17 protein-coding genes are annotated in these 18,147 nt (G+C 54.8%); 4 read left to right on the plus strand and 13 right to left on the minus strand.

What is annotated here, in order from left to right:
• The first annotated feature begins 16 nt into the window (after positions 1-16).
• Positions 17-1,396: a DNA repair protein RadA gene (radA, locus tag FGL10_RS01315; protein WP_118778960.1), complete on the plus strand. Its 1,380-nt coding sequence runs from the start codon at positions 17-19 to the stop codon at positions 1,394-1,396.
• A gap of 275 nt (positions 1,397-1,671) precedes the next feature.
• Here radA and FGL10_RS01325 read toward each other — a convergent pair whose 3' ends face one another.
• The 4 genes from FGL10_RS01325 to FGL10_RS01340 form a co-directional block, all read right to left on the minus strand.
• On the minus strand, positions 1,672-2,151 hold the full coding sequence (locus FGL10_RS01325; RefSeq protein WP_036470308.1) for a DUF302 domain-containing protein: 480 nt from the start codon (positions 2,149-2,151) through the stop codon (positions 1,672-1,674).
• A gap of 251 nt (positions 2,152-2,402) precedes the next feature.
• Positions 2,403-2,762, minus strand: a complete 360-nt coding sequence (locus FGL10_RS01330; protein WP_003710949.1) for a rhodanese-like domain-containing protein — start codon at positions 2,760-2,762, stop codon at positions 2,403-2,405.
• 38 nt (positions 2,763-2,800) lie between these two features.
• Entirely contained in the window at positions 2,801-6,415 is a 3,615-nt protein-coding gene (recB, locus tag FGL10_RS01335; RefSeq protein ID WP_003710950.1) for an exodeoxyribonuclease V subunit beta, read from the minus strand.
• Positions 6,416-6,647: 232 nt separating this feature from the next.
• Positions 6,648-7,556, minus strand: coding sequence for a Dyp-type peroxidase (locus FGL10_RS01340; protein ID WP_036469158.1), 909 nt, complete (start codon positions 7,554-7,556; stop codon positions 6,648-6,650).
• A gap of 270 nt (positions 7,557-7,826) precedes the next feature.
• Here FGL10_RS01340 and FGL10_RS01350 point away from each other — a divergent pair, with 270 nt between their 5' ends.
• From FGL10_RS01350 to FGL10_RS01360, 3 genes are read left to right on the plus strand one after another with little or no spacing between them, the layout of a single operon-like run.
• A complete protein-coding gene (locus tag FGL10_RS01350; RefSeq protein WP_003707292.1) occupies positions 7,827-8,654 on the plus strand; it encodes an amino acid ABC transporter substrate-binding protein in 828 nt (275 codons plus the stop codon).
• Positions 8,644-9,360: an amino acid ABC transporter permease gene (locus FGL10_RS01355; protein ID WP_002222717.1), complete on the plus strand. Its 717-nt coding sequence runs from the start codon at positions 8,644-8,646 to the stop codon at positions 9,358-9,360. The genes FGL10_RS01350 and FGL10_RS01355 overlap by 11 nt, the downstream gene beginning before the upstream one ends.
• Before the next feature lie 9 nt (positions 9,361-9,369).
• Positions 9,370-10,125, plus strand: a complete 756-nt coding sequence (locus FGL10_RS01360) for an amino acid ABC transporter ATP-binding protein (RefSeq protein WP_003707295.1) — start codon at positions 9,370-9,372, stop codon at positions 10,123-10,125.
• 55 nt (positions 10,126-10,180) lie between these two features.
• On the opposite strand, the gene FGL10_RS01365 is transcribed toward FGL10_RS01360, so the two are convergent.
• From FGL10_RS01365 to ftsH, 9 genes are all read right to left on the minus strand, one after another.
• The gene (locus FGL10_RS01365) at positions 10,181-11,563 is read right to left on the minus strand and encodes a phosphomannomutase/phosphoglucomutase (protein ID WP_003707296.1); all 1,383 of its coding nucleotides are present in this window, start codon (positions 11,561-11,563) and stop codon (positions 10,181-10,183) included.
• Between the two features lie 167 nt (positions 11,564-11,730).
• Complete coding sequence (locus FGL10_RS01370) at positions 11,731-12,240, minus strand: peptidylprolyl isomerase (protein WP_013449223.1); 510 nt, start codon at positions 12,238-12,240, stop codon at positions 11,731-11,733.
• Between the two features lie 105 nt (positions 12,241-12,345).
• A complete protein-coding gene (locus tag FGL10_RS01375) occupies positions 12,346-13,761 on the minus strand; it encodes an SLC13 family permease (RefSeq protein WP_003707299.1) in 1,416 nt (471 codons plus the stop codon).
• A gap of 228 nt (positions 13,762-13,989) precedes the next feature.
• Entirely contained in the window at positions 13,990-14,349 is a 360-nt protein-coding gene (locus FGL10_RS01385; RefSeq protein WP_003707300.1) for a VanZ family protein, read from the minus strand.
• Entirely contained in the window at positions 14,346-14,552 is a 207-nt protein-coding gene (locus FGL10_RS01390; RefSeq protein WP_003707301.1) for a hypothetical protein, read from the minus strand. Before FGL10_RS01390 ends, FGL10_RS01385 begins: the two co-directional genes overlap by 4 nt.
• Before the next feature lie 59 nt (positions 14,553-14,611).
• Complete coding sequence (gene pth / locus FGL10_RS01395; RefSeq protein ID WP_036474995.1) at positions 14,612-15,190, minus strand: aminoacyl-tRNA hydrolase; 579 nt, start codon at positions 15,188-15,190, stop codon at positions 14,612-14,614.
• 52 nt (positions 15,191-15,242) lie between these two features.
• A complete protein-coding gene (locus FGL10_RS01400; RefSeq protein ID WP_003707304.1) occupies positions 15,243-15,521 on the minus strand; it encodes an RnfH family protein in 279 nt (92 codons plus the stop codon).
• A complete protein-coding gene (locus FGL10_RS01405; protein WP_036469203.1) occupies positions 15,514-15,945 on the minus strand; it encodes a type II toxin-antitoxin system RatA family toxin in 432 nt (143 codons plus the stop codon). The genes FGL10_RS01400 and FGL10_RS01405 overlap by 8 nt, the downstream gene beginning before the upstream one ends.
• A gap of 221 nt (positions 15,946-16,166) precedes the next feature.
• A complete protein-coding gene (gene ftsH, locus FGL10_RS01410; RefSeq protein WP_003707306.1) occupies positions 16,167-18,134 on the minus strand; it encodes an ATP-dependent zinc metalloprotease FtsH in 1,968 nt (655 codons plus the stop codon).
• Positions 18,135-18,147 lie beyond the last annotated feature (13 nt).

The raw sequence follows: 18,147 nt of genomic DNA on the forward strand, positions 1-18,147 counted from the left end.
GATGCAGGGAAAACCGATGGCAAAAACGCTTAAAACCCTTTACCAATGCACCGGATGCGGCGGCACTTCCCCGAAATGGCAAGGCAAATGCCCGCATTGCGGCGAGTGGAACACGCTTCAGGAAAGCTTAGCCGCGCCCGATCCGAAAAACGCCCGTTTCCAATCTTGGGCGGCGGATACCTCGACCGTCCAGTCCCTCTCCACCGTGACCGCCACCGAAGTGCCGCGCAATCCGACCGGTATGGGCGAACTCGACCGCGTATTGGGCGGCGGTTTGGTCGATGGCGCGGTCATCCTGCTCGGCGGCGACCCCGGCATCGGCAAATCCACGCTGCTGCTGCAAACCATCGCCAAAATGGCGCAAAGCCGCAAAGTGCTGTACGTTTCCGGCGAGGAATCCGCCCAGCAGGTCGCCCTGCGCGCGCAACGTTTGGAACTGCCGACCGACGGCGTAAACCTTCTTGCCGAAATCCGCATGGAAGCGATTCAGACGGCGTTGAAACAACACCAGCCCGAAGTTGTCGTCATCGACTCTATCCAAACCATGTATTCCGACCAAATCACGTCCGCCCCCGGCTCCGTGTCGCAGGTGCGCGAATGTGCCGCCCAACTGACGCGTATGGCGAAACAAATGGGCACCGCTATGATATTGGTCGGACACGTTACCAAAGACGGCGCGATTGCCGGCCCGCGCGTGTTGGAGCATATGGTTGATACCGTGCTGTATTTCGAGGGCGACCAGCATTCCAACTACCGAATGATACGCGCCATCAAAAACCGTTTCGGCGCGGCAAACGAATTGGGTGTGTTCGCGATGACCGAAAACGGTTTGAAAGGCGTGTCCAACCCGTCCGCCATCTTCCTCGCCAGCTACCGCGACGACACGCCCGGCTCGTGCGTTTTGGTTACACAGGAAGGCAGCCGCCCGCTTTTGGTCGAAATTCAGGCATTGGTCGATGACGCGCACGGCTTTACGCCCAAACGCCTCACCGTCGGACTGGAACAAAACCGCCTTGCGATGCTGCTTGCCGTATTAAACCGACACGGCGGCATCGCCTGTTTCGATCAGGATGTGTTCCTCAACGCCGTCGGCGGCGTGAAAATCGGCGAACCGGCGGCGGATTTGGCGGTCATCCTCGCGATGCTTTCCAGCTTCCGCAACCGCCCTATGCCTGAAAAAACCGTTGTTTTCGGCGAAATCGGCTTAAGCGGCGAAGTCCGCCCCGTCGCGCGTGGACAAGAGCGGCTCAAAGAAGCGGAAAAGCTCGGCTTCAAACGCGCCATCGTCCCCAAAGCCAATATGCCGCGCAACGCCAAAGAGTTTCCGAACCTGAAAATCTACGGCGTTTCGAGTTTGCAGGAAGCCATCGATATTTGCCGCGACAGCAGTGAATAAACGGAAATGCCGTCTGAAATCGGGTTTCAGACGGCATTTGGTTTGTGGCGGATTGAAACAAGAAGGCATACCGGCGACAGATAAGATTTGCGGCAAAGTTGCCTGTAATATGGCAAAAACGCACACTGTCTTCATCCCCGCGAGGGCGGGAATTCGGAATCGTCCGTTTCGGCAATGATTGAAAATCACGGCAATCCAACCGATTGGATTCCCGACTTCGTGGGAATGAGGGGCGTGTGCATTTGATTTCCATCCGCCATATGTCGGCGACGGGCTTATTCGCCTACGGTTTTTTGTATCAGTTTTTCGGCGTTTGCCAAAGTGTTTGCCACTTCGTCAAAACCGATGCGGCTGCCCGCAATCAGGGCGTGCGTATCGGTATAGGCGGCGCGTACTTTGCCGTCTGTTTCGGTAACGAGGACGCGCAGTGGCAGCTGCAGGGCGAAGGAGGGGTCTTTGACCATCAGCGGCGTGCCGGCTTTGGGCGTGCCGAAGACGATGACTTTTGCCGGCTGCATCGTTAAGCCGTTTCGGCGGGCGGCTTCCTGATGGTCGATGACGGCAAAAATGTCCATCCCTTTGCTTTTTATGGCGGTTTCAAGGCGGCTGACGGTTTCGTCAAAGCTGTATTTTGAGGTGAGGGTATGCGTGGTCATAGCGGTTTCGTTTTGGGTTTGCGGTTCGCCGGCAGGATGTGCCGAAGCGGTTGAAATGCAGAGTGCGGATGCGGCAATCAGGGGGAGTATGTGTTTCATCGTATTTCCTTTTTCCTTTTTGGTTGAAACGGTAGAATCAGACTTTATTCGGGAGGGGTGTAACCCCTTCCAAATCATAGCAACACATAGGGCGGTGCTTTATGTGTCGTCTTGTGTGTTGAAACATCATTGTTCCTTATTGGTTTGTTTATCAGGCTTTGGATGGGGCGGCACGCGCCGCGCCCGGTGCCGCGCCGCGTGCCGGAACGCCGTATGCCGTCTGAAAGCCTGTCCTTTCAGACGGCATTGCGTCATTTCATCCCTTTTTTGAGCAGGTCTTCATAACCGCCGTGATTGGCAACATTTGTATAACCTGCTTTTTTCAGCTCTTGAAGGGCGGCTTCGGCACGCCGTCCGCTGCGGCAGTAGAGGTTGACCGGCGTGTCTTTGTCGGGCGCGGCTTCGTGTATGCGGCGGACGATTTGGTCGACGGGGATGTTGATCGCGTTGTGCAAATGCCCTTCGCTAAATTCCTGTTCGCTGCGGACATCGATCCAAACGGCTGAATGTTGTGCGGTTTGGGCGGCGGATACGGGTTTTTGCGGGGCTGCCTGCGCGGCAAAGGCGGCTGAGGCAATGAGTGCGGTGGTAATCAGGTGTTTGATATTCATAGGGTTCTCCTGCGGTTGTCGTCTTAAGGGACGGGAAGTTATTTTATCTGTTCCAAAGCGGCGGCATCTATGTCCCAACGCCAAACGCCGCCGCCTTTGCCATCCAATCCGCGCAAAAACAGGTAGCGGACGGAAACGGCGGCGGGCGGTTGTCTGCGCAGTTTGAAGTAGCGCGCGGCGGCAACGGCGTAAATCAGTGCCTGAAGGTAATAGTGGTGGTGCGCGACGGCTTCGTCCATCGCCTGCCGCGTGTAGGCGGATGCATCCGTGCCGAGGTGGTTTGATTTGTAGTCGATGACGCAGATATTGCCGTCGGGGTCTTGGCAGATCATATCGACAAAGCCGTTTAAAAAGCCGTTGACGGTGTGGAAGTCGAGCGTTTCGGCAGCGGCACGGCAGACTTCGGGCAGCCTGATGTCGTCGCGGGCAAACCAGTCGCGCAGCCGTTTGAGGCCGAAGTCTTCGGTGTGGAGGGTAAAGCCCATTTCGGGACAGCGGTACTCGGGCGGAATGTCAGACAGGCAGTATGCCCCCGTCAGCGGCGTTTTGCGGCAGGCTTCCGCCATTTCGGCAACGGCAGGCAGCCATATTTCTTCAAATCCGTATTTTTTCAGCTTGTCGGTGATGAGGGTTTCCTGTCCGGCGGCTGCTTGTCCGAATTTGAAATCTTCAAGAATTTCGTGCAGGCACAGCCCCGCCTGCGTGCCTTTCGGAAAGTCGTGTATCGATATGCCGTCTGAAGCCGTCGGCGTTTCAGACGGCATCGCCGGCACCGAGGTTTCGGCGGCATCCAAGGACGGGCAGGCATCTTCTTCGCCGTCGTCGGGCGTTTGGCTTTGGCGGCTTAAAGCGGTAAAGCTGGTGTGGCGGACAAATCGGAATCTGCGTTCGGGAATGCTGTTTGCGGCAAATTCGGCGGTTTGACCGGCGTTGCCGCGATAGGCGGCAGGGGGCGGCGCATCTTCTGTGAAGGCGAAATCCGTGCCGGAAGGGGCGTTGTCCGTCAAACGCTGCCAGTTGCGTTTGAGCATCGCGATGCCGTCCTTTTCCCGGTCATAGATTTGGCGGACGGTTTCGCGGCTGTCTTGCGGCAAGCCTTCAATCAGGTAGGCGAGGGGGTTGTCGGCGGTATCGGAAGAATAGGCGGCGTAGATGTTGAGCTGTTCCTCGGCACGCGTCAGCGCGACATAAAGCAGGCGCAGGCGTTCCGCCATTTCCTCATCGGCGTATTGCTTCTGTTCGTCTTCCGACAGTTGCGCCTTTGCCAACAGTTCGGTTCGGTTTGCGCTTTGGTGGAGGATTTGCCAGTCGGACGGCCCGGTATCTTGCGCGTCCCACGCAAACGGGCAGTACACCAGCGGATACTGCAAACCTTTCGAGGCGTGCATAGTAACGATTTTGACCAAATCTTCGTCGCTTTCCAGACGGATGGCGCGGTTGTCGCCGCCGTTGTTGCCGGCAAGGCTGATTTGGTCGCGCAGCCATTTGTGCAGCGCGGCGGGGTTTCGGTTTTGCGCGTCTTCGGCAGCAAGCAGTTCGAGCAGTTGGAAATAGTTGGTCAGGCTGCGCCCGTTGTTCCGGCTTAAGAGGCGCGTTTCGATGCCGTGTGTTTGGGAAAATTGCTGCATAGCGGCGAAAATGCCGTATTGATTCCAGTTGTCGAGTGCGGTTCGGGCAGATTCCGCCCAATGCAAAATCTCGCTTTCGTTTTGGTTGAAGTCGTGCAATTGCTGCGCGTCATAACCGAATATGCTGCTTGTCAGGACAAAGCGCAGCGTTCCGGCGCGGCGCGGTTCGAGCCAGAAGCCGATGAGTGCGGACAGGGCGGCGGCTTCGGGCGAGGCGAACACGGATTCGCGCGAAAGCAGGACGCTTTGCACCTGCCGTTTTTTCAGGGCGGCGGAAACCATCACCGCCTCGTTGTGCGTGCGGACCAGCACGGCAATATCGCCCGACTGCAGCGGGCAGCCTTTGAAATTCAGACGGCCTCCGGCGGCTTCGTTGAGCGCGTGGGCGATTTCGTCGGCGCAATAGTCGGCGGCACGGCGGCGCAAAACGTCTTTGTTGGCTTTTTCATTGTCGTTTTCGTGCAGCCAGCGGATTTGTACGGCGGTGCGTTCGGGGGACAGCCTGCTTTCGGCACGCGCCGCATCGACTTCCGAATAGCCGATGTTTTCCAAAACGAACGGGCGTTCTTTGAGGCGGAACAGCGCGCCTATGCTGCCGATAAGCGCGGAATGGCTGCGGTAGTTGGTGGCGAGCGTGTAGCGGTGTTGCGCGTCTCCGGCGGCTTGCAGGTAGGCGTAAATATCCGCACCGCGAAAGCTGTAAATCGCCTGTTTGGGGTCGCCGACCAGAAACAGCGGGCGGTTTTGGGCGATGAAGATTTTTTGGAAGATTTCGTATTGCAGCGGGTCGGTGTCTTGGAACTCGTCGATCAGCGCGGTTTCCCAGTTTTCGGCAACGGCGCGGGCGAGGGTTTCGGCGTGCGGATTGTCGGTCAGCGCGGTGTGGACATCGAGCAGCAGGTCGTCGAAACCTCGTTCGCGGCGCGATTTTTTCATCTCGGCAAGGCTGCGGTTGAGATATTCGATTAAATCCAGTTGCAGCCGGATCATTGTTGCTTCTTCCGCTTCTTCGAGTGCATTCAAATCGCGCCCGAAGTCTGCCAGTTTCTGCAATTCGGCAAATACTGCCGCATCGGGCGTTTTGCCTTTTTTCAGTCCGGCTTCGAGTTTGTCGGATGAGAGTTTCAAGAGCCGTTCGTGCAGCTTTGCCTCCAAAAAGGGCAAATCCGGCGACAGGGCTTTTTGTTCCAACGCGTCAAACAATTCGGCAAAACTGTTTTTCCGATACGAATTGCCGTTTAAAAGGGGGTGGATGCGCCAAAAAGTTTCTTTTAATTCAGCCAGATTTCCGCAAAGGTTTTGCCAAGTTGCCAAAGCGGCATCCCGGGCTTGCGGCAAATCGGTTTGCGGACGGCGGAAATTCAGGTACGGGCGGGACAGGTAGGCGCGGATTTGGGCAAGGACGGTTTGCGGCACAGCTTTGCGTTTAAACGCCAATGCGGCAAGCACAGGGTCGCCGCTGACGCGTTCCCGCCAAAAATCTTGCGCCGGGACAAGCAGGCGGTCGCCGTCTTCTTCGGTCAGTTCGACATCGAACGGTGCTTGGCACAGGAAGGCGTAGTCGCGCAGGATGCGCTGGCAGAAGCCGTGGATGGTGTAGATGGCGGCGTTGTCGAATTGCCCGATGGCGGCTTTGAGGCGGACAATCAGACGCGTCCGGCCCTCTTTTTGCAAAGCCTGTTTTAAGAGTTCGGGCAGGAAGGTGTCGCCTTCGTGGTGTTCGGCGCAGTAGGCGGCAATGCCGTCTGAAAGCGTGTCGTCTCCAAGTTTGGCAATTTCTTTGCTTTCTAAAACTTGTAACACATTGTCCAAACGTGCGCGCAGGCGTGTTTTCAGCTCGGCGGTGGCGGCTTTGGTGAAGGTAACGACCAATACGCGCTCGACGCTTTTTTGTTCTAATACGATCAAACGTGTAAACAGGGCGGCAATGCCGTAGGTTTTGCCGGTGCCGGCAGAGGCTTCAATCAGGTTGGTGCCGGAAATGGGGACGGTCAGCGGGTCGAATGCTTGGATGCTTGCAGACATAGTGCGCGCTCGGAAAACGGTTGGACGGTATAGTGGATTAACAAAAATCAGGACAAGGCGACGAAGCCGCAGACAGTGCAAATAGTACGGAACCGATTCACTTGGTGCTTCAGCACCTTAGAGAATCGTTCTCTTTGAGCTAAGGCGAGGCAACGCCGTACTGGTTTTTGTTAATCCACTATAAAACGGGAAAATGCCGTCTGAAAAAGGGTTTCAGACGGCATCGTCCGGCTTAGAGGTTTTGCAGGCGTTCGACAGACGGGGCGTAGTAGTATCCGCCCGAAACGGCGGCGGAGAGGTGTCGGAGCAGCAGGTCGGTTTTGCCGTCCGTGTCGCCGAACATACTCAATAATTGCGCTTCGATATTATGCAGCGTGCGGCAGTAGGCGGTAAACATCAAACCGTGTTCGCCGCTGATTTTGCCGAAGGGCAGGCTGCGGCGGACGATTTTCAGGCCGACTCCGTTTTCTTTCAGGTTGACGCGGCCGAGGTGCGAATCGAGCAGGCGGACATCGCGGCTGAATTCGTCGTTGGTTTCCTTGCTGCGTCCGACCGAGGCTTCCTGTTCGGCGACGGGGACGGCATCCCATTTTTTCAAATCGTGCAGGTATTTTTGCAGCAGGACATAGCTGCCGCCCGCATCGGGTTTTCCTTCGGGGATGATGGCGACTTCGCGGATTTTTTCATCGCCCTGCGGGTTTTCCGTGCCGTCGACGAAACCGTCCAGCCCACGATCCTGATACAGACGCAAACCGTGTTCTTCGGACGCGACGCATATGCTGTCGCCGAATGCGCTCAAAACAGATTGGGCAAGCGCGTAGGCGGCGTTTTGGCGGAAGGATTGGATGTGGATGTACATATCGTGCTGCGTGGATGGTGCAAGCCCATTGCCCATTTTGGGGAAGGGTTTGATTTCACTGCCTTCGTCCGTGTGTCCGAATGTTTTCCAGGCTTCGCTGCCGAAGGCGATGGTCAGACCCAAAATATCGTCTGGAAAGCGGGCTTTCAAGGCAGTTAACGCGTCAAGCGAAGCGCGGCAGGCGGCTTTAATATCGTTGAGGCGGTTGGCGGCGAAGTCGGCTTCGATAAAGATGCCGGCTTGGGCGTGGTCGGGAATGATGGCGGATTGGGGTGTGTTCATGATGTTCCTTTTTGGTGTCATCTGTTTCGGGTGGATTATAGCACCGAATCGGCAGGCGGATTTTTGCCGGAACAGCGTGCGTGAATCCGCCGTTTGCGTACCTGATGCTGCTTTTCGGTTTCGTGCCGCCTGCCGCCTTTATTCCCGCTTCCGGCGGCTTCGGCATATCTTTTCCATTCCGGTTTGGAATAACCATATAAAAAAAGTATTCTTTGTGTTTGCTGCAATTTCACTTAGAATGCAGCCCTTGCACACTTTTTACAGGAGAGGATGATGTTGAAAAAATTCGTACTCGGCGGCATTGCCGCATTGGTTTTGGCGGCCTGCGGCGGAGAGGGCGGCAGCGCGTCTTCTTCTGCTCCAGCCCAATCTGCCGGCGAGTCCGGTTCTTTAATCGAACGCATCAACAATAAAGGTACGGTTACCGTCGGTACAGAAGGCACTTACGCACCGTTTACCTACCACGACAAGGACGGCAAACTGACCGGTTACGATGTGGAAGTAACCCGCGCCGTGGCGGAAAAACTGGGCGTGAAAGTCGAGTTTAAAGAAACGCAATGGGATTCGATGATGGCGGGTTTGAAGGCGGGGCGTTTCGACGTGGTGGCAAACCAAGTCGGTCTGACCAGCCCCGAACGCCAAGCGACATTCGACAAATCCGATCCTTACAGCTGGAGCGGTGCCGTATTGGTTGCCCGTAACGACAGCAACATCAAATCTATCGACGACATCAAAGGCGTGAAAACCGCACAATCCCTGACCAGCAACTACGGCGAAAAAGCCAAAGCTGCAGGCGCAGATTTGGTGGCTGTTGACGGTTTGGCGCAATCGCTGACCCTGATTGAACAAAAACGTGCCGATGCAACCCTGAACGACGAATTGGCGGTTTTGGACTATCTGAAGAAAAACCCGAATGCGGGCGTGAAAATCGTTTGGTCCGCACCTGCCGATGAAAAAGTCGGTTCCGGCCTGATTGTCAACAAGGGCAATGACGAAGCCGTGGCGAAATTCAGTACGGCAATCAACGAGCTGAAAGCCGACGGTACGCTGAAAAAACTGGGCGAACAATTCTTCGGAAAAGACATCAGTGTTCAATAATTTCCTTGCTTCGCTGCCGTTTATGACGGAAACACGCGCCGATATGATTGTCAGCGCGTTTTTGCCTATGGTCAAAGCCGGCTTCGCAGTATCTTTGCCTTTAGCGATCGCTTCTTTCGTTATCGGTATGATGATTGCCGTAGCCGTGGCTTTGGTGCGGATTATGCCCGCCGGCGGTATCGTGCGGAAAATCCTGCTGAAATTGGTGGAATTTTATATTTCCGTCATTCGCGGTACGCCGCTGTTGGTGCAGCTTGTGATTGTGTTTTACGGGCTGCCTTCCGTCGGCATCTATATCGATCCGATTCCTGCCGCCATCATCGGCTTTTCGCTTAATGTCGGCGCATACGCTTCCGAAACCATACGCGCGGCAATTTTGTCCGTACCTAAAGGCCAATGGGAAGCGGGTTTCTCCATCGGTATGACCTATATGCAGACGTTCCGCCGCATCGTCGCGCCGCAGGCATTCCGCGTTGCCGTGCCGCCTTTGAGCAACGAGTTTATCGGCTTGTTCAAAAACACCTCGCTCGCAGCGGTGGTAACGGTAACGGAGCTTTTCCGTGTCGCCCAAGAGACGGCAAACCGTACTTATGACTTTTTGCCCGTCTATATCGAAGCCGCATTGGTTTACTGGTGTTTCTGTAAAGTGCTGTTTTTAATTCAGGCGCGCTTGGAAAAACGTTTCGACCGCTATGTCGCCAAATAAGGAAACGCTATGATTAAAATCCGCAATATCCATAAGACCTTTGGCGAAAACACCATTTTGCGCGGTATCGATTTGGATGTCGGCAAAGGGCAGGTTGTCGTCATCCTTGGGCCTTCCGGCTCGGGCAAAACGACGTTTCTGCGCTGTTTAAACGCGCTGGAAATGCCAGAACAAGGTCAGATCGAGTTTGACAATTCGCAGCCATTAAGCATTGATTTTTCTAAAAAACCAAGCAAACACGATATTTTGGCACTGCGCCGCAAATCCGGAATGGTGTTCCAACAATACAACCTCTTTCCGCACAAAACCGCCTTGGAAAACGTGATGGAAGGGCCGGTTGCCGTACAGGGCAAACCTGCCGCCCAAGCGCGTGAAGAGGCTTTGAAACTGTTGGAAAAAGTCGGCTTGGGCGATAAAGTGGATTTGTATCCCTACCAGCTTTCCGGCGGTCAGCAACAGCGCGTCGGCATTGCCCGCGCATTGGCGATTCAGCCTGAATTGATGCTGTTTGACGAACCCACTTCCGCACTCGACCCCGAATTGGTGCAAGACGTGTTGAACGCTATGAAGGAATTGGCGCGGGAAGGTTGGACGATGGTTGTCGTGACCCACGAAATCAAGTTTGCCTTAGAAGTGGCAACCACCGTCGTCGTGATGGACGGCGGCGTTATTGTCGAACAAGGCAGCCCGAAAGAGTTGTTCGACCACCCCCAACACGAACGGACGCGGAAATTTTTAAGCCAAATCCAATCTGCCAAGATTTGATTGGCCATTTGTGAAAAATGCCGTCTGAAGCCTTCAGACGGCATTTTTTCGATGTTTACAGCGGCCAGATTAAATTTGGATTGCTTTCGATGACGGCTTTGAACTGGTTTTGAATCCGCTCGATGGCTTCTTGCGTATCCGCTTCAAAACGCAACACCAAAATCGGCGTGGTGTTGGAAGCGCGCATCAGTCCGAAGCCGTCGGGAAATTCAACGCGCACGCCGTCGATGGTAATGATTTCGGTTGCGCCTTCAAATTCGGCTTTGGCGGCGAGTTCTTCAATCACTTTATGCCCGTTGCCGCCTTCGGGCAGGGCGATGTTGAGTTCGGGTGTGGAAATGCTTTGCGGCAGGCTGTTCAACACTTCGGACGGATTGTCGGAGGCGGATAGGATTTCCAAGAGGCGCGCGCCGGCGTACAGACCGTCGTCGAAGCCGAACCAGCGTTCTTTGAAGAAGATGTGTCCGCTCATTTCGCCGGCAACCAGCGCGCCGGTTTTTTTCATAGCGGATTTGATAAAGCTGTGGCCGGTTTTTTCCATTATGGCTTCGCCGCCGTGTTCTTTAATCCACGGGGCAAGCAGGCGTGTGGATTTGACATCGAAAATGACTTTCGCGCCGGGGTTGCGGCTTAACACGTCTTGGGCGAACAGCATCAGTTGGCGGTCAGGATAGATGATGTTGCCGTCTTTGGTGACTACGCCCAAGCGGTCGGCATCGCCGTCAAACGCCAAGCCGATTTCGGCATCGCTGTTTTTCAGCGCGGTAATCAAATCTTGCAGGTTTTTGGGTTTGGATGGGTCGGGATGGTGGTTGGGGAAATTGCCGTCCACTTCGCAGAAAAGTTCGGTTACTTCGTTGCCCAAGCCTTTGTAGAGTTTGCCGGCAAACGCGCCGCCCACGCCGTTGCCCGCGTCAATGGCGATGTTCATCGGGCGTTTGAGCCTGATGTGTCCGGTAATGTATTTGAGGTATTCGCCGGAGATGTCTTTTTCGGTGACGCTGCCTTGTTTGCCGGCGGCAGCAAAACCGTCTTTTTCAATGATGGACAAAAGTTCTTGGATGGCTTCGCCGGCAAGCGTGTCGCCGCCGAGCATCATTTTAAAGCCGTTGTAATCGGGCGGATTGTGGCTGCCGGTAATCATCACGCCGCTGCCGCCGCATTCGTTGACGGCGGCGAAGTAGAGCATAGGAGTGGCAACCATACCGACATTGAGGACATTGATGCCGCTGTCGGTAAAGCCGCGCCGGATGTGTTCCATCAGTTCGGGGCCGCTCAAGCGTCCGTCGCGTCCGAGCGCGATGCGGGTAATGCCTTTTTCGGCGGCTTTGGCGGCGATGGCTTTGCCGATAAGGTAGGCGGCATCGTCGGTCAGGGTTTTGCCGACGATGCCCCGGATGTCGTAGGCTTTGAAGATGTCGCGGGCGATGCTTGCCATAAGGTTTCCTTTGTGTCCGTTTAGGAAAAACGGGCATATTTTAACATAGCGGTATGCCGTCTGAAGGCTTGCGTCCGGTTTTCAGACGGCATAGCACGGTTACATCAAATAATATGCCGTCTGAAATAAAAGCAGCCTTTGATGCAGGCTGCTTCCGGATTGTCGGTTTATACGGCTTCGGCTTTAATGATGACGACAGGTTCGGTCGGAACATCATCATGGTAGCCGTGGCGTTTGGTGGATACGCCTTCGATGGCATCGACAACGTCAAAACCGCCGACTACCTTGCCGAATACGGCATAGCCCCAGTCTTGGACGACGGTTCTGCCGTACATTTCTTTGGAGCGGTGGTTGAGGAAGGCATTGTCGGCGGTGTTGATGAAGAATTGCGCGCCGGCGGAATGGGGGTCGGAAGTGCGTGCCATGGCGATGGTGTATTTATCGTTGGGCAAACCGTTGGACGCTTCGTTTTGAATCGGATCGCGCGTTGCTTTTTCGTTCATGTTTTCATCCATACCGCCGCCTTGAATCATAAAGCCTTTGATGACGCGGTGGAAGATTACGCCGTCGTAGAAGCCGTCTTTGACGTATTGCTCGAAGTTTTTAGCAGTAACGGGGGCTTTGTCGAAATCGAGTTCGATTTTGATGTCGCCTTTGTTGGTGTGCAGGATAATCATAGGTTTCCTTTCGTTGAAAATCACAGGCAAAATTGGGCAGCTTGCGGAAAATCCAATGCCGTCTGAACGGATTATGTCAGACGGCATCGTTTTAGGGAATCGGATTTACATCAGGAAGAAGTATGCCCACAGCGAAACCAGCGCGATGCAGAGGATATTCAGCAGTATGCCGACATTCATCATTTCGCGTTGTTTGATCAAGCCCGTGCCGAACACAATCGCGTTAGGCGGTGTGGCAACCGGCAGCATGAAGGCGCAAGACGCGCCAACACCGATGACGAATACCAAGACTTGTTCGGGCAGGCCCATTTGCGCGGCGATGCTGGCGAAAATAGGCACAAGCAGGGCGGCAGAAGCCGTGTTACTGGTGAACTCGGTCAGAAAGATGATAAAGGCGGCAACCACGAAAATCACCAGCAATGCAGGAGAATGGGAGAATGTGGAAGCAACTTGCTGGCCCAGTGCTTCAGATGCGCCGGAAGATTGCAGCAGCGCGCTCAAGCTGATACCGCCGCCGAAGAGCATCAATACGCCCCAGTCGGTGTTGCGGGCGACTTCCTTCCATTGCGCCACGCCGAAGACGACGACGGCGACGGCGGCAATCAGGGCGATAACGGTATCGGGGTTGGAAATACCGAATGCGGCTTTGATTTTGGCACTGAATACCCAAGAGACGGCAGCGGCAAGGAAAATCAGTAATGCGATAACGCGGTGCAAAGTCCACGGAATCGATTCGGCTTTAACTTCCACGCGCTCGTTCAAATTAGGTTTGAGGATGACGTACATGGAGAACAGCATCAGCGGCAGAATCAACAGCATCATGGGCAGACCGAGTTTCATCCAGCTGACGAAATCAAGATCCAGGGCTTTGGCGGCAATCATGTTCGGTGGAGAACCGACCACGGTACCCAAGCCGCCGATACTGGCGCAATAGGCGATGCCGAGCAGGACGAAGACATAGGTTTTGCGTTCTTTTTCCTGGTCGAGGTGGCTCATCATACCCATTGCCAAAGGCAGCATCATAGCGGCGGTGGCGGTGTTGCTGATCCACATGGACAGAAAGGCGGTAACGAGGAACAACATCAAAACCGCCACTTTCATATTGCCGCGCGACAAGCGCAGCAGGCTGACGGCGATTTTGCGGTCGAGACGCTGCATATGCAGGGCGGTGGCGAGTGCGAAACCGCCGAAGAAGATATAAATTGTCGGATCGGCGAAACCTGCCATTGCCTTTTTGATGTCCATGTCGGGGAAACCGAGTACGACGGCGAGAACCGGCACCATCAGTGCGGTTACGGTAATGTGGACGGCTTCGGTAAACCAAAGTGCGGCAACGAAAATCAGCAGCGCGATACCTTTGTTGGCATCGGGGGCGTAGGGCAGGATGTGGTAAATGCCGAAACAGACGACGGCGGAAATGATGGTGGTCAGCAGACCCTTAAAGTCGGTAATCGGCTTCTGCGCACTGAGCAGCTCGACGTTTTCGGGATGCTGGGTTTTGTCCTTTGCATGCAGGTTCATGAATGCTCCTTTAAGGCAACAAAATCGGTTTTTCTTTTGTGTCGTGCAATTCGAAACGGTCTGCGAAACCGCCGGTTCTGCAACTGGTTCGAGTATATTTGTAATCCGATGTAGTGTAAATATATTGTAAACGATTTGTCGGTTTTGTTTATGAGATGGGATTGATATGTAAGGAGAAAAACAGGATGCATCGGGGGGATTCATCCTGTTTGGGAGAAATAAACCGATTCAGTCCGGGCGGCAGGCGGCGCGGGCGGCAAAGAGTGCGAGAACCGTACCCGCCATATCGGCAAGGACATCGCCCAAACTGCCGGTTCGCGTTGCGGTAAACCATGCCTGCGCGCATTCGCTGACTACGGCAAAACAGAAGGCGAACGCAATCAGGCTGCGGTAGGGGATGGGAAGTTTTCCGGTTCTGAATGCTTTGGTCAAAAGCCAGATTTGTGCGAAAAACAGGGCGAGGTGTGCTGCTTTGTCGAAATGCGGAAAAGGCGGAGGCGCGGTGTCGGCGGGTTTGAGCAGCGCATAGATGCCGCCGGCAAACCACAATGCGGAAAGCAGGGCAAAGTGGTTGCGCGGCAGCTTCATGCCGCCTCCTCGTCCAGCCACGTTTGGCAGATTTCGGACAGGCGCAGGAATTTGCCGCCGCGTGCGGCAAGTATGTCGCGCCAAACGGCAATTTCTTGGGCGGTAGGGGCATCGTCTATGCTGCATTCGTAGAGCAGGAAATCGAGGGTTTCTTCGATGACGGGGACGGATTCGGTTTGGATAAGCTGCTTGAGTTCGGTCATGACTGTTCGGATATGGAAATCGGGAAATGCCGTCTGAAAGGGCTTTAGACGGCATCGGGTCATTTGCTGTGCAGGAAGCGGGTTGCTTCTTCCCATTTGCCGGCAAGGATGTCGGGTATGGCTTGCAGGGATTTGGCGACGGCATCGTCAATCTGCCGGCGGTGTTCCGTACTGGGTTTGTTCAGGACATAGCCGACGACGAGGTTGCGGTCGCCCGGATGACCGATACCGAGGCGCAGGCGGTAATAGTCGGCTGTGCCGAGTCGTGCCTGAATGTCTTTCAAGCCGTTGTGTCCGCCGTTGCCGCCGCCGAGTTTGAACTTAATCCTGCCGCAAGGAATGTCGAGTTCGTCGTGGACGACGAGGATTTCTTCGGGTTTGATTTTATAAAACTGCGCAAGAGCGGCAACCGACTGTCCGGAACGGTTCATAAACGTGGCCGGCTTGAGCAGCCAGACATCGCCGTCGGGCAGGGCGGCACGGGCGGTTTCGCCGAAGAATTTTTTTTCTTCTTTAAACGAAGCCTTCCACTTCCAAGCCAGTTCGTCGAGGAACCAAAAACCCGCATTGTGGCGGGTCTGTTCGTATTCTTTGCCCGGGTTGCCCAATCCGACAACCATTTTGATTGTGTTTGACATGATATTTTCCGTGTTTCTGTCGAATGCCGTCTGAAGGCTTCAGACGGCATGGTTATTCTTCTTGATTTTGAACGCGTTTGCGGCGCGCTTCTTTGGGGTCGATCAACAGCGGGCGGTACACTTCGATGCGGTCGCCGTCGCGCAGGGGCGTATCGTCTTTGACCGCTTTGCCGAAAATGCCCAAAGGCGCGGAATGCAGGTTTAAATCTTCAAATATGCCGTCCAAACCGCTTTGCAGTGCGGCGGCGCGGACGGTTATTCCCTCGGCAAGCTGCATGGTTTTCAAAACCTGTCGGTCGGGCAGACCGTACACAATTTCAATTTCAAGCATAACGGCGGTCTGCCTCTTTGACGAACGCTTCGACCAGCGTGGCGGAAAGGTGGTTGAAGACGGGGGAAATTAAGGCGGACAAAACGGCATTGGAAAAATCGTATTCAAGCTTGAATTCAATTTTGCACATATCGTCGCCCAAATCGATGAATTTCCACGTTCCGCGTAAGGTTTTGAACGGGCCTTCGAGCAGTTCCATACGGATTTCCCTGCCGGGGATGTTGCGGTTGTGCGTGGCAAACGATTGGCGAACGTGCATATAGTCCATAAACAGCCGCGCCTTCAGTTCGTTGCCGCTACGCCCGATGACCTCGGTCTTGCTGTACCACGGCAGAAAGTGCGGATAGTCTTCAACCTTATCGACCAGCTCGAACATTTTGTTCGCGCCGTGCAGCACCAAGATGTTTTTTTCAACTTTTTTCACGGGCATCACCAATGCGGGCGTGTATTCGAAGGGCGGTATTATAGCGGTTTAATTTTAAACCGGTACAGCCTTGCCCCGTTCTGATTTCAATTTAAACCGCCATATCGCAGATTCGCAAAAACCGATACGGCCTTTGCGTTTCAGACGGCATTGGGCGGAAAATGCCGTCTGAAAACGGGATGGGAAAACGGCAGCTTGCGGGCTGCCGTTTGTTCGGGAAGTTAAGCCTTGTTTTCAGGCTGCTGCCCGGACTCTGTCGAAGCGGTGTCTGCCGGGGCAGGTGCTTCGGTTTCTTCCCGAGCCGGAGCGTGCGGCACGTTATTTTCCGCCGCGTCCGCATTCTCGCGCAGGTTGTGGCTATAATCCTTGGGCGGACTGGGTTGTTTGCCCGCCATAATTTCCAGTACCTGATCGCGGTCTATGGTTTCCCATTCCATCAGGGCTTTGCACATCGTTTCCATCTTGTCGCGGTTTTCGTCCAGGATTTTGTAGGCGATTTGGTATTGCTCGTCCAAAATCCGGCGGATTTCCGCATCGATGTCCTGCTGGGTTTTCTCGGAAATGTTTTGCGAACGGGTTACGCTGCGTCCCAAGAAGACTTCGCCTTCGTTTTCCGCATAAACCATCACGCCCATTTTGTCGCTCATACCGTAGCGCGTTACCATTTCGCGCGCCATTTGGGTTGCGCGTTCAAAGTCGTTTGATGCGCCGGTGGAGATGCGTCCGACGAAGATGTCTTCGGCAATCCGTCCGCCGAACAGGATGGAGAGTTGGCTCAACAACTGATCTTTATACATACTGATGCGGTCGCGCTCCGGAAGCTGCCAAGTCAGACCCAGCGCACGTCCGCGCGGCATAATGGTTACTTTGTGGACGGGGTCGGTAAAGGGCAGGCTTTCGGCAACAATCGCGTGTCCGGACTCATGATACGCCGTCGCACGTTTTTCGTCTTCGTGCATCACCATACTGCGGCGTTCCGGGCCCATATAGATTTTGTCTTTGGCATCTTCAAAATCGCTCTGATCGACTTTGACTTTGTTGCGGCGGCCGGCAAACAGGGCGGCTTCGTTGACCAGGTTCGCCAAATCCGCGCCGGAAAAACCCGGCGTGCCGCGCGCGAGGGACAATAAATCCACCGATTCGTCCAAAGGCACTTTTTTAGAATGGACGTTCAAAATCTGTTCGCGCCCCCGGATGTCCGGCAGGGGGACGACGACTTGGCGGTCGAAACGGCCGGGCCGCTGCAATGCCGGATCGAGTACGTCGGGACGGTTGGTTGCCGCAATCACTATCACAGTCTGATTGCTCTCAAAACCGTCCATTTCAACCAACAATTGGTTTAATGTTTGCTCGCGCTCATCATTGCCGCCGCCCAAACCTGCGCCGCGTTGGCGGCCGACTGCGTCGATTTCATCAATAAAGATGATACAGGGAGCGTTTTTCTTCGCCTGCTCGAACATATCGCGGACGCGGCTCGCACCGACACCGACGAACATTTCGACAAAGTCGGAACCTGAAATGCTGAAGAACGGCACACCGGCTTCGCCTGCAATGGCTTTTGCCAAAAGCGTCTTACCCGTACCCGGGCTGCCCGCCAGCAGGATGCCGCGCGGCACGCGACCGCCGAGGCTTTGATAGCGGTTCGGCGCTTTCAGGTAATCGACGATTTCCTGCACTTCTTCTTTGGCTTCGTCGCAGCCTGCGACATCGGCAAAGGTCACTTTGTTGGCATCTTTGTCCAGCAGGCGCGCACGGCTTTTGCCGAATGAGAATGCGCCGCCTTTTCCGCCGCCGCCCGTCTGCATACGCATAAAGTAGAACCACGCGCCGATCAGCAACAATACGGGCAGCAGGCTGTAAAACAGGGCAGCCAGCGCGCTCGGTTTTTCTTCCGGCGTTACTTTTACGCGGACGTTTTTGTCTAAAAGCGTTTTGATTAAATTGTCGTCTAAAGGCGCATTGGTGAAAAATGTGCTTTTGTCGGTGCGCTCGCCCTTAATCAGGTAGCCGCTGACGACGGATCCTTCGATATTGACGCCGGATACTTCGCCGTTGTTGACCTGTCGGATGAACTGCGAATATTCGATTTGCCCGTTGTCTTCTTTTTTACGGTCTAAAGCGTTGAACGCAGCCATCAGGCCGATACCCAAGGCGACCCAGACAAGGATTGATTTAAAGGCGTTCCCCACTTAGCCAAGCTCC

It is taken from the genome of Neisseria lactamica (genome assembly GCF_901482445.1).
Lineage (GTDB): Bacteria > Pseudomonadota > Gammaproteobacteria > Burkholderiales > Neisseriaceae > Neisseria > Neisseria lactamica.

Excerpts from the sequence above, each read along its gene's own strand:
- radA (WP_118778960.1), top strand. The coding sequence starts at position 17 with ATGGCAAAAACGCTTAAAACCCTTTACCAATGCACCGGATGCGGCGGC.
- FGL10_RS01325 (WP_036470308.1), bottom strand. The coding sequence starts at position 2,151 with ATGAAACACATACTCCCCCTGATTGCCGCATCCGCACTCTGCATTTCA.
- FGL10_RS01330 (WP_003710949.1), bottom strand. The coding sequence starts at position 2,762 with ATGAATATCAAACACCTGATTACCACCGCACTCATTGCCTCAGCCGCC.
- recB (WP_003710950.1), bottom strand. The coding sequence starts at position 6,415 with ATGTCTGCAAGCATCCAAGCATTCGACCCGCTGACCGTCCCCATTTCC.
- FGL10_RS01340 (WP_036469158.1), bottom strand. The coding sequence starts at position 7,556 with ATGAACACACCCCAATCCGCCATCATTCCCGACCACGCCCAAGCCGGC.
- FGL10_RS01350 (WP_003707292.1), top strand. The coding sequence starts at position 7,827 with ATGATGTTGAAAAAATTCGTACTCGGCGGCATTGCCGCATTGGTTTTG.
- FGL10_RS01360 (WP_003707295.1), top strand. The coding sequence starts at position 9,370 with ATGATTAAAATCCGCAATATCCATAAGACCTTTGGCGAAAACACCATT.
- FGL10_RS01365 (WP_003707296.1), bottom strand. The coding sequence starts at position 11,563 with ATGGCAAGCATCGCCCGCGACATCTTCAAAGCCTACGACATCCGGGGC.
- FGL10_RS01370 (WP_013449223.1), bottom strand. The coding sequence starts at position 12,240 with ATGATTATCCTGCACACCAACAAAGGCGACATCAAAATCGAACTCGAT.
- FGL10_RS01375 (WP_003707299.1), bottom strand. The coding sequence starts at position 13,761 with ATGAACCTGCATGCAAAGGACAAAACCCAGCATCCCGAAAACGTCGAG.
- FGL10_RS01385 (WP_003707300.1), bottom strand. The coding sequence starts at position 14,349 with ATGAAGCTGCCGCGCAACCACTTTGCCCTGCTTTCCGCATTGTGGTTT.
- FGL10_RS01390 (WP_003707301.1), bottom strand. The coding sequence starts at position 14,552 with ATGACCGAACTCAAGCAGCTTATCCAAACCGAATCCGTCCCCGTCATC.
- pth (WP_036474995.1), bottom strand. The coding sequence starts at position 15,190 with ATGTCAAACACAATCAAAATGGTTGTCGGATTGGGCAACCCGGGCAAA.
- FGL10_RS01400 (WP_003707304.1), bottom strand. The coding sequence starts at position 15,521 with ATGCTTGAAATTGAAATTGTGTACGGTCTGCCCGACCGACAGGTTTTG.